Source organism: Pseudonocardia sp. HH130630-07 (assembly GCF_001698125.1).
Classification (GTDB): Bacteria; Actinomycetota; Actinomycetes; order Mycobacteriales; family Pseudonocardiaceae; genus Pseudonocardia.
The window spans coordinates 2,957,191-2,972,286 of sequence record NZ_CP013854.1 but is presented as its reverse complement, the minus strand read 5'-3'; the positions used below and the strand labels follow the sequence as shown (position 1 = coordinate 2,972,286).

At 74.9% G+C, this 15,096-nt stretch carries 12 protein-coding genes and 2 pseudogenes; 6 read left to right on the top strand and 8 right to left on the bottom strand.

The genetic code is table 11. From position 1 onward, the window contains the following. Nucleotide 1: 1 nt before the first annotated feature. From hemL to AFB00_RS14370, 4 genes are all read right to left on the bottom strand, one after another. Nucleotides 2–1,327 (bottom strand): glutamate-1-semialdehyde 2,1-aminomutase, encoded by a 1,326-nt coding sequence (hemL, locus tag AFB00_RS14385; RefSeq protein WP_068797659.1) that lies wholly within the window; start codon nucleotides 1,325–1,327, stop codon nucleotides 2–4. Nucleotides 1,328–1,350: 23 nt separating this feature from the next. Then, nucleotides 1,351–2,007 (bottom strand): hypothetical protein, encoded by a 657-nt coding sequence (locus AFB00_RS14380; protein ID WP_068797658.1) that lies wholly within the window; start codon nucleotides 2,005–2,007, stop codon nucleotides 1,351–1,353. A 70-nt stretch (nucleotides 2,008–2,077) separates the two neighbouring features. Beyond that, complete coding sequence (gene hemB / locus AFB00_RS14375) at nucleotides 2,078–3,052, bottom strand: porphobilinogen synthase (protein WP_083275525.1); 975 nt, start codon at nucleotides 3,050–3,052, stop codon at nucleotides 2,078–2,080. Between the two features lie 22 nt (nucleotides 3,053–3,074). Next, nucleotides 3,075–4,826, bottom strand: a complete 1,752-nt coding sequence (locus tag AFB00_RS14370; protein WP_231974387.1) for an ABC transporter ATP-binding protein — start codon at nucleotides 4,824–4,826, stop codon at nucleotides 3,075–3,077. A 72-nt stretch (nucleotides 4,827–4,898) separates the two neighbouring features. On the opposite strand from AFB00_RS14370, the gene AFB00_RS14365 reads away from it, so the two are divergent. The 6 genes and pseudogenes from AFB00_RS14365 to AFB00_RS36200 form a co-directional block, all read left to right on the top strand. Then, the gene (locus AFB00_RS14365) at nucleotides 4,899–5,462 is read left to right on the top strand and encodes a TetR family transcriptional regulator (protein ID WP_068797656.1); all 564 of its coding nucleotides are present in this window, start codon (nucleotides 4,899–4,901) and stop codon (nucleotides 5,460–5,462) included. 28 nt (nucleotides 5,463–5,490) lie between these two features. Next, entirely contained in the window at nucleotides 5,491–6,150 is a 660-nt protein-coding gene (locus tag AFB00_RS14360) for a LysE family translocator (protein ID WP_068797655.1), read from the top strand. 186 nt (nucleotides 6,151–6,336) lie between these two features. After that, a pseudogene (locus AFB00_RS36205) lies at nucleotides 6,337–6,660 on the top strand (AMP-binding protein); the annotation flags it as partial. Between the two features lie 17 nt (nucleotides 6,661–6,677). Then, on the top strand, nucleotides 6,678–7,826 hold the full coding sequence (locus tag AFB00_RS14355; RefSeq protein ID WP_083275524.1) for an ANL family adenylate-forming protein: 1,149 nt from the start codon (nucleotides 6,678–6,680) through the stop codon (nucleotides 7,824–7,826). Nucleotides 7,827–8,079: 253 nt separating this feature from the next. Continuing rightward, nucleotides 8,080–9,138: a hypothetical protein gene (locus AFB00_RS14350; protein WP_068797654.1), complete on the top strand. Its 1,059-nt coding sequence runs from the start codon at nucleotides 8,080–8,082 to the stop codon at nucleotides 9,136–9,138. Then, nucleotides 9,135–10,130: pseudogene (locus AFB00_RS36200) on the top strand (pyridoxal phosphate-dependent aminotransferase); the annotation flags it as partial. The gene AFB00_RS14350 and the pseudogene AFB00_RS36200, both read left to right, overlap by 4 nt. Nucleotides 10,131–10,265: 135 nt before the next feature. On the opposite strand, the gene AFB00_RS14345 reads toward AFB00_RS36200, so the two are convergent. The 4 genes from AFB00_RS14345 to AFB00_RS14330 are packed head-to-tail and all read right to left on the bottom strand — an operon-like array spanning nucleotide 10,266 to nucleotide 14,936. Beyond that, a complete protein-coding gene (locus AFB00_RS14345; RefSeq protein WP_068797653.1) occupies nucleotides 10,266–11,807 on the bottom strand; it encodes a uroporphyrinogen-III synthase in 1,542 nt (513 codons plus the stop codon). Next, nucleotides 11,808–12,791, bottom strand: coding sequence for a hydroxymethylbilane synthase (hemC, locus tag AFB00_RS14340; RefSeq protein WP_068797652.1), 984 nt, complete (start codon nucleotides 12,789–12,791; stop codon nucleotides 11,808–11,810). Further along, a complete protein-coding gene (locus AFB00_RS14335) occupies nucleotides 12,788–14,197 on the bottom strand; it encodes a glutamyl-tRNA reductase (protein WP_068797651.1) in 1,410 nt (469 codons plus the stop codon). Before AFB00_RS14335 ends, hemC begins: the two co-directional genes overlap by 4 nt. A 4-nt stretch (nucleotides 14,198–14,201) precedes the next feature. Continuing rightward, nucleotides 14,202–14,936 carry a redox-sensing transcriptional repressor Rex gene (locus AFB00_RS14330; RefSeq protein ID WP_068797650.1) on the bottom strand — a complete coding sequence of 245 codons (735 nt, stop codon included), beginning with the start codon at nucleotides 14,934–14,936 and terminating at the stop codon, nucleotides 14,202–14,204. Between the last annotated feature and the right edge of the window lie 160 nt (nucleotides 14,937–15,096).

Below are 15,096 nucleotides of genomic sequence, written 5' to 3'. Positions count from 1 at the left end.
CTCAGGCCCCGTCCGGCCGGACGGCCGTCGCGGCGGCCCGCGCCCCCGCCGCCAGCGCGGTCTCGATGCGCTCGAACGCCTCGTCGTCCAGCGCGGTGGAGACGAACCAGCCCTCGAACGCCGACGGCGGGGTGTAGACGCCGTGGTCGAGCAGCGCGTGGAAGAACGCGGGGTGCCGCCAGGTCTCGGCGGCCTTCGCCCCGGCGTAGTCGGTCACCGCGGAGTCGGTGAAGAACGGCGAGAACATCGTCCCGGCGTACTGCACGGTGTGCGGCACGCCCTCCTTCGCCAGCGCCGCGGTGAGCATGGTGCCGATGCGCTCGGCGTTCGCCGCCAGGGTCGCGTAGGCATCCGCGTCGGCGTTACGCAGCGTGGTGAGGCCCGCGGCGACGGCGACCGGGTTCCCGGCGAGCGTCCCGGCCTGGTAGACGGGGCCGGCCGGGGCCAGGTACGACATGTGCTCCACCGAGCCGCCGAACGCGGCGGCGGGCAGCCCGCCGGACATGACCTTGCCGAACGTGTAGAGGTCCCCGGGGACGCCGTCGCAGCCGAACCAGCCCTGCGCCGAGGCCCGGAACCCGGTCATCACCTCGTCGACGACCAGCAGCGCGCCGTGCGCGTGGCACAGGTCGCGCAGCGCGTCGTTGAACCCCTCGACCGGCGGGACGACGCCCATGTTGCCGGCCGCCGCCTCGGTGATCACGCAGGCGATCTCGGCGCCGCGCTCGGCGAACACCGCACGCACCGCGGCGAGGTCGTTGTACGGCACGACGACGGTGTCCGCGGCCTGCGCACCGGTCACGCCGGGGCCACTCGGCAGCCCCAGGGTGGCGACGCCGGACCCGGCGTCGGCGAGCAGCGCGTCCACGTGGCCGTGGTAGCAGCCGGAGAACTTGACGATCACGCTGCGCCCGGTGATGCCGCGGGCCAGCCGGATCGCGCTCATCGTGGCCTCGGTGCCGGAGTTGACCAGCCGGACCTGCTCCACCGGGGTGCGGTCGACGATCTCCGCGGCGAGGTCGATCTCGCCCGGCGTCGGGGTGCCGAACGACAGCCCGTACGACGCCGCCGCCCGCACCGCCTCGACGACGGCCGGGTGCGCGTGCCCGAGGATCATCGGCCCCCAGGAGGAGACGAGATCGACGTAGGTCGCGCCGTCGGCGTCGGTCATCCGGCAGCCCTGGGCCGACACCATGAACCGCGGGGTCCCGCCGACCGAGTTGAACGCCCGCACCGGGGAGTTCACCCCGCCCGGGATCAGCTCCGCCGCCCGGCGGAACAGGCGGGCGGACTCCTCGGTCCCTGGGCTCTGTTCGGTGGCGCTCACGGCCGACAGTCTCCCAGCCGTGCTCAGGACCGGCCCGCGACCCCGGTCCGGCGTGCGGCGTACCACTCGCGGGCGGGTGCGCTGTAGAGCAGCGTGACCCCGCTCGCGGCCACCGCGATCACCAGCACCGCGAACAGCGGCATGGCCGCCATCAGCAGCAACAGGGTCAGCCCGTAGACGCCGGTGAGGATCGCCAGGGTGAGCCGGGCCCCGCTGCGCCCGAGGAACGCGACGACGGCCAGCACCGCGTAGGCGAGCGCCAGCACGACGAAGATCCCGCCCATCACCCGGAACAGCTGGTTCAGCACCTCCATCGTCATCCCGGTCTGCGCCATCGCCTGGTCGATCTGGTCGCGCGGGACGCCGGCCTCGTCGAGCAGCCGGTCGTCGACCGTGACGAACAGGGCGGTCACCCCCATGACCACGAACGGCAGCACCGACGCGAGCAGGAGGATCAGCGCCGACACGACCTGCCGCGGCCGCGGGACCTTCCGGACCGGCGCGGGCCCGAGCCCGGCCGGCGACGGCTGCACCGGACCGTGCGACGGGTACGGCGCCGGGGCGGTGCCCGGCGTCCAGCCCTGCGGGTACGGGTTCTGCGGGTACTGCGGATAGGTCCCCGACGACGGGCCGGGCCGGTAGTACTGCGGTGCGCCCTGCTGGCCGGGGTCGGTGCTCACCCGACCACGGTAGCCGGACAGGTGTCCGGTTTGCCACGTTCGGCGGTACCGCAGACGGGTGCGGTTCGGCTCAGTCCAGCCAGGACGCGGCCTCGGTGGCCCAGTAGGTGAGGACCACGTCGGCACCGGCCCGGCGGATCGAGGTGAGCGTCTCCAGGATCGTCCGGTCCCGGTCCAGCCAGCCGTTCGCCACCGCGGCCTCGATCATCGCGTACTCGCCGGAGATCTGGTAAGCGGCGACCGGGACGTCCGCGGCGTCGGCGACCCGCGCCAGCACGTCCAGGTAGGCCAGCGCCGGCTTGACCATCACCATGTCCGCGCCCTCGCCGAGGTCGAGCTCCAGCTCGCGCAGCGCCTCGCGGGCGTTGCCGCCGTCCTGCTGGTAGGTCCGGCGGTCCCCGCTGAGCTGGGAGTTCACCGCCTCGCGGAACGGCCCGTAGAAGGCCGATGCGTACTTCACGGTGTAGGCGAGGATCCCGGTGCCGGTGAACCCGGCGTCGTCGAGGGCCGACCGGATGACGCCGACCTGCCCGTCCATCATCCCGCTCGGCCCGACCAGGTGCGCACCGGCGCGGGCCTGCTCGACGCCCATCCGGGCGTAGAGCTCCAGGGTCGCGTCGTTGTCGACGTCACCGTCCGGGCCGAGCACGCCGCAGTGGCCGTGGTCGGTGAACTCGTCGAGACACAGGTCGGACATCACGACCAGGTCGTCGCCGACCTCGGAGCGCACGTCGCGCAGCGCGACGTTGAGCACGCCGTCCGGGTCGAGGGCCCCGGAGCCGGTCGCGTCGTGGGTCTCCGGCACCCCGAACAGCATGACCCCGCCGACGCCGGCCGAGGCGGCCTCGGCGACCGCCTTGCGCAGCGAGTCCCGGCTGTGCTGGACGACCCCGGGCATCGACGAGATCGGCACGGGCTCGGTCGCACCCTCCCGGACGAACATCGGCAGCACCAGCTGCCGCGGCCGGACCTCGGTCTCGGAGACCAGCCGCCGCATCGCGGGGGTGCTCCGCAGCCGACGGGGACGCTGTGCCGGGAAACCCATGCCGGCCAGGGTAGGACCCGGCTCAGCCCACCGGCGCCTCGGTCCGGATCCGCAGGGCCTCGACCAGCTCGCGGTAGAGCACGCTCGACACGAGCAGTTCGGCGTGCGTCCCGCGGGCGACGACCCCGCCCCCGTTCATCACGACGATCTGGTCCGCGTCCAGCACCGTGGACAGCCGGTGCGCGATCGTGACGACCGCGCCGCGCTCGGCCTGCTCGCGCACCACGGTCTGGATCGCGGCCTCGGTGATCCCGTCGACCTGCGCGGTCGCCTCGTCGAGCAGCAGCACCGGTGGGCGGGACAGCAGGGCCCTGGCCAGCGCGATCCGCTGCCGCTGCCCGCCGGACACCGAGGTGTCCGACAGCGGGGTGTCCAGGCCGTGCTCCAGCCCGGCCACCACGGTGTCGAGACCGATGCTGCGCAGCACCTCGTCGATCTGCGCGTCGGAGACCTCCGGTGCGGCGAGCACGAGGTTCTCCCGGATCGTCCCCGGGACGACCGGCGTCTCCTGCTCGACGTAGGCGAAGTGCGCGCGGATCCGGCGGGCGTCCAGCTCCGGGTAGGGGACGCCGGACAGGAGCAGCTCACCGCGCTCGGGCTCGACGAACCGCAGGAGCAGCGACAGCAGCGTCGTCTTCCCCGCGCCGGACGGCCCGACGACGGCGACGTGCCCGTGCCGCGGCACGGTCAGGTCCACCCCGCGCACCGCGGGCTCCGCGGCGCCCGGGTACCGGACGTCGACCCCGCGCAGTTCGACCAGCGGCGCGCCCGCGACCGGCTCCCGCGCCGGGCCGCCCGGCGCACCCGGCTCGGACTCGATCGCCCGCACCTCCCGGATCCGCCCGGCCGCCGCGACCCCGGACTGCAGCGTGCTCAGGTTCTGGCTCAGCTCCATGATCGGCCCCATCAGGCCGAACGCGTAGAGCAGGAACGCGACGAGCGTGGACACGCTCATCTCACCCGACGCGACCCGCCAGGCCCCGACGCCCAGAATCACCACGATCGCGGCCTGCAGGCCGGCCCACGCGACCGTCCACACCAGCGCCTCGCGCCGGACGGCCCGGATGCCGAACCGGCGCGCGTCCGCGGCGTGGCCGAGCAGCCGGTCCCCGGCGGCGTCCTCCACGCCGGCCGCCTTCACCGTCTTCACCGCGCGCAGCGTCCCGTCCAGCGAGCCGCCGAGGTCACCGAGCGCGCCCTGGGCCCGCTCCTGGGAGGTAGCGATCGCCGGGAGCAGGACCGAGAACAGCACGACGACCACCGCGGTCGCGCCGAACGTGACCAGCGCCAGCGTCGGGTCCAGGAAGGTCATCAGCGCCAGCGAGCCGACCAGCATCACCGCGCCGTTCAGCAGCCCCACCAGGCTGGACGACGCCGCCTCCCGCAGCAGCACGGTGTCCGAGGTGACCCGGGTGACGAGCTCACCGGCCGGGCGGGCGAGCAACGGGAGCACCTTCGCCCGCAGGTAGCGGACGATCATGTTCTCCCGCGCGTCGTAGACGATGCGCTCGGCCAGCGTGCCCAGCACGACCCACTGCCACCAGGTCACCACCGCCCCGACCACGAGCAGGGCGACCAGCAGCAGCACCGGGCGGGCCAGCGACCCACCGGCGGCCACGGTGTCGAGCACCCACCGGGTGACCAGCGGGCTCGCCAGCTCCATGGCCGAGCCCGCGAGGGCCAGTACCAGGCCGAACACCAGCGTGGGCAGGTGCGGTCGGGCGTGGTCCCAGAGGATCCCCATCCGCGAGCGGTCCGGGGTCGCGACGTCCATGTCCACCAGTGAGACAGGAATGTCCTATTTTCGCAACGAGGTTTCCGATCAGGGGATTGTTATGGTCGTCTCGTGACGGTGCAGGACCGGGAGGAGAGCCCGACCCGGGAGCGGACCAGGCGGGCCATCCTCCGCGCGGCGATCGGGGTGCTGGCCGCGCACCCGGGGGCCGCGGTCGGCGAGGTCGCCGAGGCGGCCGGCGTCGCACGCAGCACGCTGCACCGCTACTACCCGGACCGGGCCGCGCTGGAGGCCGCGGTGGGCGCGTTCGTGCTCGCCGAGTACGGCGCGGCCGTCCAGCGCGCGCGCCCCGGCGAGGGCACCGGGCTGGCGGCCTACACCCGGCTGTGCGGGGAGCTCCTCGACGCGCAGGAGGTGTTCGCCTGGTGGATGCGGACCGAGGTGACCGACGAGATGCCGGCGGAGACCGACTCCGACCGGCAGGTCGCGGCGGTGGTGCGCCGCGGCCACGACGACGGGAGCATCGACCCGTCGCTGGACGCGGAGTGGCTCACCAACCACATCTGGTGCGGCCTGTTCGCCGCCTTCCACCTCCCGGACCAGTCCGGCCGCCGCACCCCCCGCGAGACGCGCGACATGTGCCTGCGCACCCTGGTGAAGGCCGCGCGGGCCTGACCCGAGGACCGCCCGCTAGCGTCGGGGCATGCCCACGGTCCCGACGCTCGTCACGTTCATGTTCGCGTCGGCGGTGCTGATCGCGGTGCCGGGCCCGAGCGTGCTGTTCATCGTCGGCCGCGCACTGGCCCACGGACGGCGGGCGGCGATCGCCTCGTCCGCGGGCAACTGCGCGGGGGTGCTGGTCCTGGTCGTGCTCGTCGCTGCCGGGCTGGGACCGCTGGTGCAGGGCTCGGCGACGGCGTTCGAGGTGATCAAGCTCGTCGGCGCCGCCTACCTGGTGTGGCTCGGCGTGCGGACGTTCCGTGCCCGCGACGAGATGGCCGGTGCCCTGACCAGCGCCACCACCGCGACCGCGGCAACCGCCGCTCCCGCTCCGTCCGGCCGGTTCGTGCGCCAGGGCTTCGTGGTCGGGCTGACCAACCCGAAGGCACTCGTGTTCTTCGCGGCCGTACTGCCGCAGTTCGTCGACCCGGCGGCGGGTAGCGCACCGGTGCAGATCGCCGTGCTCGGCCTGCTGTTCGTGACGATCGGCTGTCTCCTGGACGGCATGTGGGGCCTGGCGGCGGGCGCCACCCGGGACTGGTTCGCCACGTCGCCGGTCCGCCTGCGCCGGGTCGGCGCTGCCGGGGGGCTCGTCCTCGTCGGCATGGGCATCGGCCTGGCCGCGACCGGCCGGCAGGACTGACCCCGGGGCGACGCCCGCGGTCCGGTGCGGCACGCGTCGATCTGGTGCGTGGTTTCCCCCCGATATCGGCGCGCTCCGCACGCTCCGTGCCTTCGCGGACTCGGACAGCAAGCACCGTCGGTCGTCGGAGACGGCGCGTGAACGGGTCACGCGGGCACGGCGGATTCGAGGGGACACCGGTTGCGGATGTCGGAGAACGTGGCACACCGATATGCGGAGCGCACGCGCGACGAGGGGTGGGCCGGGCGGACCGCGTTCCACGCCGACGACCGGGCGTGGACCTTCGCCGAGGTGTTCGACGGCGCCGCCCGGGTGGCGGCCGGGTACCGGTCGCGCGGCCTGCGCGACGGGGACCGGGTGCTGCTCGCCCTGCCCGACGGCGTGGAGCTGGTGTGGTGCCTGCTCGGTGCGTGGCAGGCGGGTCTGGTCGCGGTGCCGGTGAACGTCCAGATGAGCCGGGACGACCTGGCCCGGGACGTCGCGACGGTGGAGCCGGGGCTCGTCGTCGTCGATCCGGACACCGCCGGATGGCTGGTGGGGCCGCGCCCGCACCGACGACGGAGGTCGGTCCGCTCGTCGCCGGCGAGCCGGACGGGGCGTTCGCCCCCGGCGGGGACGCGGCCGCGCTGGCGGTGTTCACCTCCGGCACGACCGGGGCCCCGAAACTGTGCTTCTACCGGCACCGCGACCTGCGCGGCGCGCGCCCTCTGGGATCGGTGGGCGGCCCGGGGACCGTGGTGCTGTCGCTGTCGCGGATGTACTTCCTGCGCGGGCTCATCGCCTCGGTGCTCACCACGCTCGAGGCCGGGCAGACGGCCGTCCTGTCGCGGCCCCGGGCGACCCCGGCCGCCGCGGTCGAGCTGATGCGGCGCCACGGGGTCACCGCCCTGTTCGCGCAGCCGAGCTTCCTGGCGCGGCTACTGCTCGAACCGGGGCACGCCGAGGTGCTCGGCCGCCTGCGCCGGGCCTCCTGCGGTGGGGAGGTGCTCACCGCGCGGCTGCGCGGGCAGCTGGTGCCGATCCTGGGTGACCGGCTGCAGAACGACTACGGCATGACCGAGGCCGGTGTCATCGCCGTCGGCAGGCCCGCCGACTACGACGTGGCGTCGGCGGTCGGCCCGCCGCTGCCCGGCAGAGAGGTGCGTGTCGTCGACGCCGACGGCCGGGAGCTGCCCGCAGGCAGCCGCGGCGAGCTGCACATCCGGGTGCCGTCGGCGCACCGCGGCGTCGCCCGCGGCGGCCTGGGGCCCGACATCCTGACCGACGTGTGGTGGCCGACCGGCGATCTCGCCTCGGTCGACGACCAGGGTGTGGTGCACGCGTTCGGCAGGCTCGACGACGTCGAGGTGATCGGCGGCCAGAACGTCGTGCCCGGCGAGATCGAGCGCCTGCTGGAGGGCCATCCCCGCGTGCGGGAGGTCGCGGTCGGCGCCGTGCGCCGACCGGCCGGGGACTCGAGCATGCGGGCCTACGTCGTCGCCGCACCCGCGCCGGGCTCGGCGGGGACGGCCGCGGTGCACGACGAGGCGCTGGGCGTCGAACTGATCGAGCTCGTGCGGTCCACGCTGTCCTGGTACAAGGTCCCCCACGACGTCGTGTGGCTGGAGGCGCTGCCCCGCAACGGCAACGGCAAGGTCCTGCGCAGGGAGCTGCGCGCGCGGGCCGAACGGACCTGACCGGCCGCCGGCCGCGGCACCCACGGCGGGGACCGCGAGCGCGCCGGCCATGACGACCCCGTCGCGACGGAGCCGGCCGCGACGGACGTGCGAGTGACGGGCGGCGCCGCGGCACCGCACACCGGAGCGGGCCCGCCGCACGGCGGGAGCCCCGGTGGGCCGCGGCGCCGTCGAACCGTGCGCGGGCGGCACCACATCCGGCCCGCGCCGGGATCGGGCCGGCACAGCACCCACGCCCAGGGAGGGCACGACCATGACCATCGACGGAGCAGCCGACCTCGCACCCCGGTCCGGGCCTGCGGCGGACCACCGCGACGGCCCGGCCGACGGCATCACCGCCGTGGGCCTGCGGCCCCCCGGTGGGCCGCACGTGGCCGCGTTCGACTGGAACGCACCCGTCGCGGTGGTCGACGGGCACTCCACCGGACTGCAGGACCTCGCCGTCGGCGGCTACGTGCTGCCGCCGTACCGGTACACCCCGCCGATCGAGCACCGCAGGACCGACGTCATCGTCCACATCCGCAGGTGCGGGCCCGAGAAGGCGGTGATCCTCTACGGCGACCGTCTCCGGTACCGCGCCGTCGCGGACCGCGGCGACCTGGTCGCGATCCCGGCCGGTCACCGGTACCTCGTCGCCAACGGCAGCGCCGACGAGGCCGTGGAGTTCACGGCCTGCCACTCCGACCGGACGCTGCACGACGTCCATCCCGTCACCGATCCGGCCGCCGACGCGGAGGACGGGTTCGCCGCCGTGGTCTCCCAGCAGCTCTGGCGGTGGGACTTCGCGCCCGGCCCGGTCCGGGTCGTCAGCCCGCACGGCGTCGGGGCCACCGGCGTCTCGCCCCAGGGACACAGAACGCTGCGACCGGTCATCGACGGCCGCCACGACGGCACGACCCCGGGCATGCGGGTGTGCGCCGGGTACCTCGAGGTGGCTCCGCAGTTCCTCGCCAGGGCACACCACCACCCCGGCACCGACGTGATCGTCGAGGTGCTCGAGGCGGGCCCGCAGGGTGCGGTCACGCTCTTCGGCGACGAGCTGCAGCACGAGGCGCGGCAGCTGGCCGGCGAGCTGCTCCCCCTCCCGCGCACCGTGCCGCACACGGTCTTCAACCCGAGCATGTTCGACCGCGTCGTCGCGGTGGAGTACCGCAGCAGCCAGAGCGTGGACCACGACAACGAGGTGCTCGCGCACCTGCAGCCCGAAGCCGTGCGGTGTGCGGAGCGGCTCCTGGCCGAGGACACCGATCCGGCCCTGCTCGAGGCGTACCGCCGCCACCGCGACCCGGCGGAGCAGGGGCGGCTCGGATGACCGCGCTCCCCACCTCGTCCCTCGCGCCCGGCAGCAGGGGCGACCGGCCGACGACGTCGCGGCCCGTGCTCGATCTCTCCGGTAACGAACTGCCGGTCCGCCCTCCGCGGTCGGTGCGGGACGCCCAGGCCGGCAGCGACGCCGTCGCCCAGCCGCAGCGGTACCCCCAGCCCCACAGCGACGACCTGGTGGCCGCGCTCGCCGCCCGGCACGGGGTGGCACCGGAGCAGGTGGTCGTCGGCGCCGGCGCGTCGGGCGTCCTGGAGGCGATCCTGACCGCGAGCGTGCGCCGCAGCAGGGGCGCCGGAACGTCCTGCCCCGTGCTGTTCGGGGGGCCGCCCGCGTTCTCCGAGCTCTTCGACCGGCCCGAACAGGTCGGGGCGCAACCGCACCCGGTGCCGCTCCGCCCCGACGGCGCCCCCGACCTGGACGCGATCCTGACGGCGGCCGGCGACCTGGGCGGGATGGCCGTCGTCGTCCTGGTCAGTCCCAACAACCCGACCGGCGCGGTCCTCGGGCGCGGGGAACTGGCCGGCTTCCTCGACCGGGTACCCGCGGACTGCCTGGTGGTGCTCGACGAGGCCTACGTCGAGTTCGCCGACCGGCGCGAGGTGCCCACGGCAGTGACGCTGGGCGGCGGCCACCACACCGCGGCCGGTCATCGGCCCGGCCTCGTCCGGGTGCGCACGTTCAGCAAGGCGTTCGGTCTCGGTGGGGGGCGGGTGGGCTACGCGATCGCCCATCCCGACGTCGCGCACCGGGTCCGGGCCGCCGTCCGGCCGTTCTCCGTCGCCCGCACCGGCCAGGTCACCGCGCTCGCCGCGCTGCAGGACGACTCCGGGGAGTACCCCCGGACCTGGGACGCCCTGGCCGGCACCCGCTCCGAGCTGACCGTGCGGCTGCGTGCTCTCGGGTACCCGGTGCCGGACTCGCACGCCAACTTCGTGTGGCTGCCCCTCGGGACGCGGGCACAGGCGTTCGCCGACCATCTCGCCGGGTCATCGGGGATCCTCGTCCGGACCTGGCCCGGAACCGGCGTACGGCTCACCGTCCCGGCCCGGCCCGACCTGCACCGCGTCATCGACGCGGCCCGCACCTTCCCCGGGTGGGCGGGCCGGGCGCGAGGCTCAGCGGCGGCGGGCCTTGACCTTCTTCGGCGGGGGCAGGTTGCCCTCGGCGCGAAGCTTGGCGGTGTGGCTCGCCAGTGCGTCGACCAGGGTCGGGACGCGGGACTCCTCGGGCTGCACGTCCACCCGCAGGCCGAACTCGCGGGCGGTCTCCGCGGTGGCCGGGCCGATGCAGGCGACCAGGGTGCGGGCGTGCGGCTTGCCGGCGATGCCGACCAGGTTCCGCACGGTCGACGACGAGGTGAAGCACACCGCGTCGAACCCGCCGGTCTTGATCGCCTCACGGATCGGCGCGGGCGGCGGGGCGGCGCGGACGGTCCGGTAGGCCGTCACGTCGTCGACCTCCCAGCCACGCTCCTGCAACCCGGCGGACAGCGTCTCGGTGGCGATGTCGGCGCGCGGGAGCAGCACCCGGTCCACCGGGTCGAGCACGTCGTCGTGCGGCGGGAAGATCTCCAGCAGCCCCTCCGACGTCGAGGACTGCGCCTCGTCGATGTCCGGGACCAGCTCCGGCTCGATGCCGAACTCGCGCACCTTCTCCGCGGTCGACCGGCCCACGCAGGCGATCTTCACACCGGAGAACGCCCTGGCGTCCAGGCCGAACTCGGCGAACTTCTCCCACACGGCCTTGACCGCGTTGGTCGAGGTGAAGACGACCCACTGGTAGCGGCCGTCGACCAGGCCCTTGACCGAACGCTCCATCTGCGCCGGGGACCGGGGCGGCTCGACGGCGATCGTCGGCACCTCCTCCGGGATGGCGCCGTGCATCCGCAGCCGCTCGCTCATCACGCCGGCCTGGTCCTTGGTCCGCGGGACCAGCACCCGCCAGCCGTAGAGCGCGCGCGACTCCCACCAGGACAGCTCGCCGCGGCGACCGGCGGCGTCACCGACGGTCAGGACGAGCGCGCCCTCCAGGTCGCCCCCGTCGGAGGCGAGCTTGCCCACCGACGACGAGATCGTCCGCTGGGTCGAGGTGGTGCCACCGGCGGTGATCGCGACCGCGGTCTCGGCGGGCACGCCCTGCGCGGACAGCCCGGTCGCGACGTCGGCGAGCAGCGCGCCGGTGGCGTGCAGCACGACCGGCCCGGGCGAGGCGGCCAGCGCGGCCCAGTCGACGCCGGCCCGGACGTCGGCCTCGACGTGCGCCGAGCCCAGCGCGACCCCGGCATAGGCCGGGACGGCGGTGGAGGCGGGCACACCCGGCACGACGTCGAACAGCGAGCCCGACGCGGAGACGGCCATCGCCTCCGCGACGACGGCGTCGTTGGTCAGCGGGTCACCCGAGACCAGGCGGGCCACCGACCGGCCCTGTGCGGACTCGGCGAGCAGGTCGCTCGCGATGTCGGCGGGCTGACCGACGGCCGGGCGGACCTCGGCGCCGTCGGCGGCCAGGGCGAGGATGCCCTCCGGCACGTCCGGGTCGGTGATCACCAGCGGCGAGCCGGCGAGCACGTCCCGGGCGCGCACCGTGAGCAGTGCCGGGTCACCCGGTCCGCTGCCCACGAAGGCGATCCGCCCCGAGGTGTTGGCAGGTCCTGTCATCTACGAACTCCCGATCCAGCGGTTCACGGAGCCGAGACCCGCAGGGGGCAGGTCCTCGGCACCCAGGTCGAGAAGCTCGTGCGCGACTGCGGCCCCGAGCTTCTCGGCATCGTCCAACTCTCCGGTGGCGGACGCGCGCAGCACGTCGCCCCCCGCGATCTCTCCCACTCCCAGCGCGGCACGCAGCGACAGCCGGTCGATCGCCCGGCCGTCGTCGTCCAGGTCGGACACGACGTCGGCCAGCGCCGCGATCGGCGCCGTGCAGCCGCCCTCCAGCGTCACGAGTACCGCGCGCTCCGCGGCGACGGCGGCGCGCACGCCGCTGTCGTCGAGCACCGAGTGCAGCGTCGCCGCCAGCTCGGTGTCCCGCTCCCGGCACTCGATGGCGAGCGCACCCTGGGCGGGGGCGGGCAGCATCTGCAGCGGATCGAGCAGCTCGTCCGCCTCCTCGATGCGGCCCAACCGGCGCAACCCGGCCGCGGCGACGACCACCGCGTCGAGCTCGCCGGACCGGACCTTCCCGATCCGGGTGTCCACATTGCCGCGGATCGGCACGACCTCGAGGCCCTGTCCGAGCGCGTAGAGCTGCGCCGCCCGGCGCGGCGATCCGGTGCCCACCCGGGCACCACGGCCCAGCTCGCCCAGGACGCGGCCGCCCGCGACGAGCGCGTCGCGCGGGTCCTCGCGGTCCGGTACCGCCGCGATCCGCAGCCCCTCGGGCTGCGCGGTCGGCAGGTCCTTGAACGAGTGCACGGCGACGTCGATCTCCCCGGCGTGCAGCGCGTCCCGCAACGCGGAGACGAACACCCCCACACCGAGCTGGGGCACCGGCGCCATCGAGCGGTCGCCGCTGGTGGAGATCGTCACCAGCTCGCTCGGGTACCCGGCGGCGGTGAGCCGGTCGGCGACCGTGCCGGACTGGGCGACGGCCAGCTTCGAGGGCCGCGTCCCGATCCGCAGCGGGGTCGGAGTCGCGGCGCTCACGAGACCTGCTCCGGCGGCCGGGAACCGATCGAGGGCACCGGGTCGAGCGGCGCGTTCAGGGCGGCGCCGACGTCGGAGCCGTCCACGCTCGCGTCCGTGCCCCGGACCGGTGCGGCGACCGCGGCGGCGGCCTGCGGGTCCAGCTCGAACAGGGTGCGCAGCGCGGCGGCGTAGCTGTCTCCGTCCGGCCCCTCGGCGAGGCGCTTGACCTGCACCGTCGGGGTGTGGAGCAGCTTGTCGACGACCCGGCGCACGGTGCGCGAGAGCTCCTCGCGGACCTGGCCGTCCAGGCCGGGCAGGCGGGAGTCGAGGCGCAGCAGCTCGGCGTCGACGACCTCCGACGCCCGCCGGCGCAGCGCGGTGACGGTCGGTGTGACCTCCGCCGACCGCTGGCCGGCGAGGTACTGCTGGGCCTCGGCGTCGACCATCTCCTGCGCGGCCGCGACCGACCCGCCGTCGGCGGCGTCGAGCAGGCGGCGCTGCAGGGTGATCAGGTCGACCATCCGGACCCCGGCCAGCTCGCCGACGGCCGGGTCGACGTCGCGGGGCAGGCCCAGGTCGCAGATCACCAGCGGGCGCTCCCGCGGGGTGGCCAGTGCCGCGGCGACCGGGTCCACGCCGACGACGTGCCCGATCGCCCCGGTACACGCGACGACGAGGTCCGCCGACGCGAACTCGGTGGCGAGGTCGTCGAGCGAGGCGGAGCGGGCCGGGACGCCGTGCTCGGTGACCTTCTCCACCAGCCGCTCACCACCGGAGACGGACCGGTTCGCGACGACGATCTCGCCCGCCCCGGCCCGGCGCAGGTGCGCGGCGGCGAGGGCACCCATCGCCCCGGCTCCGACGATCACGGCGCGGGCCCCGGCGAGCCCGTCCAGCTCGCGGTCGGCGTCGCGCAGCGCCTCGGAGACCACCGAGGCACCCGCCTCGTCGATCCCGGTCCCGGCGTGCACCCGCTTGCCGACCCGCAGCGCCTGCTGGACCAGCTCGTGCAGCACCTTGCCGACCGAGCCCGCCTCGTCGGCGACGGCGTAGGCGCTGCGCAGCTGGCCGAGGATCTGCGACTCGCCGACGACCATCGAGTCGAGCCCGGCCGCCAGCTGGAACAGGTGCTGGACCGCCGAGCCCGCGTAGTGCACGAAGAGATGGTCGGACAGCTCGCCGATCGGGACCCCGGCGTAGCCGCCGAGGACGTCGGTGACGTCGCCCAGGCCGCCGTGGAACGCGTCCACGACCGCACAGACCTCGATCCGGTTGCAGGTCGAGAGGACGACGGCCTCCTCGACGTGGCTCCGGTCGAGCATCTCCTCGAGCAGTTTGGGCACGTCACCCGGCGCGACGGCGAGGCGCTCCAGCACCTCGACCGGCGCACTGCGGTGCGACAGGCCGACCACGAGGACGCTCATGGCTCTACGACACCACCGATCCGTTGGTCTCACTGTGGTCCCGGCCCGGGGCCGGGGGCGTGGCACCGGCGGCAGCGGGCTGCCTGCGGGCCACGTGGAAGGCGAGGACCTGCAGCTCGACCGAGAGGTCGACCTTGCGGACCTCGACGTCGCCGGGCACCTGCAGCAGCACCGGGGCGAAGTTGAGGATGGACTGGACCCCGCCCTGCACGAGCAGGTCGCAGGCCGCCTGGGCGACCGGGGCCGGGGTCGCGACCATCCCGATCGTCACCCCGCCCGCCGCGCAGACCTCGGGGACCTCGCTCAGGTGCCGGACCGGGATGCCGTTGATCTCGGTGCCGACGACGGCGTCGGAGACGTCGAACAGGGCGCTCACCGGGAACCCGCGACCGGCGAACCCGGCGTACCCGGCGAGCGCGTGCCCGAGGTTGCCGACGCCGACCAGCGCCACCGACTGCCGGTGGTCCATCCCGAGCTCGCCCTGCAACCGCGACTGCAGCGACGCGACGTCGTAGCCGACCCCGCGTACGCCGTAGGAGCCCAGGTAGGAGAGGTCCTTGCGGAGCTTGGCCGAGTTGACCCCGGACACGCCGGCCAGCTCCTCGGAGGAGACGGTCTCGACCCCGGACTCGCGCAGCTCGCCCAGCACGCGCAGGTACACGGCGAGCCGGGAGACGGTCGCCTCGGGCACCGGGCGGACCGGGCGCTCGGCGTCACCGGTCTCGGGCGGCAGGCTCACGGGCCTCCTCCTCCGGTGTCGGTCGTGGGCGTCGTGGGCAGGGTGCGACGGCGGCCGGTGACACGTACCGCTCACGGGGGCTTGTCCGCGGACGGCCGGTCATCGACACTGATCGCACTCCGGTTCGGGGCTGGTCCCTCCCGCCCCCACCGGTGCTCCG

Bases quoted from the DNA above. Each gene is read 5' to 3' on its own strand.
- AFB00_RS14335 (WP_068797651.1), bottom strand. From the start codon at position 14,197: ATGAGCGTCCTCGTGGTCGGCCTGTCGCACCGCAGTGCGCCGGTCGAG.
- AFB00_RS14345 (WP_068797653.1), bottom strand. From the start codon at position 11,807: ATGACAGGACCTGCCAACACCTCGGGGCGGATCGCCTTCGTGGGCAGC.
- AFB00_RS14350 (WP_068797654.1), top strand. From the start codon at position 8,080: ATGACCATCGACGGAGCAGCCGACCTCGCACCCCGGTCCGGGCCTGCG.
- hemB (WP_083275525.1), bottom strand. From the start codon at position 3,052: ATGGGTTTCCCGGCACAGCGTCCCCGTCGGCTGCGGAGCACCCCCGCG.
- AFB00_RS14370 (WP_231974387.1), bottom strand. From the start codon at position 4,826: ATGGACGTCGCGACCCCGGACCGCTCGCGGATGGGGATCCTCTGGGAC.
- AFB00_RS14360 (WP_068797655.1), top strand. From the start codon at position 5,491: ATGCCCACGGTCCCGACGCTCGTCACGTTCATGTTCGCGTCGGCGGTG.
- AFB00_RS14355 (WP_083275524.1), top strand. From the start codon at position 6,678: ATGGCTGGTGGGGCCGCGCCCGCACCGACGACGGAGGTCGGTCCGCTC.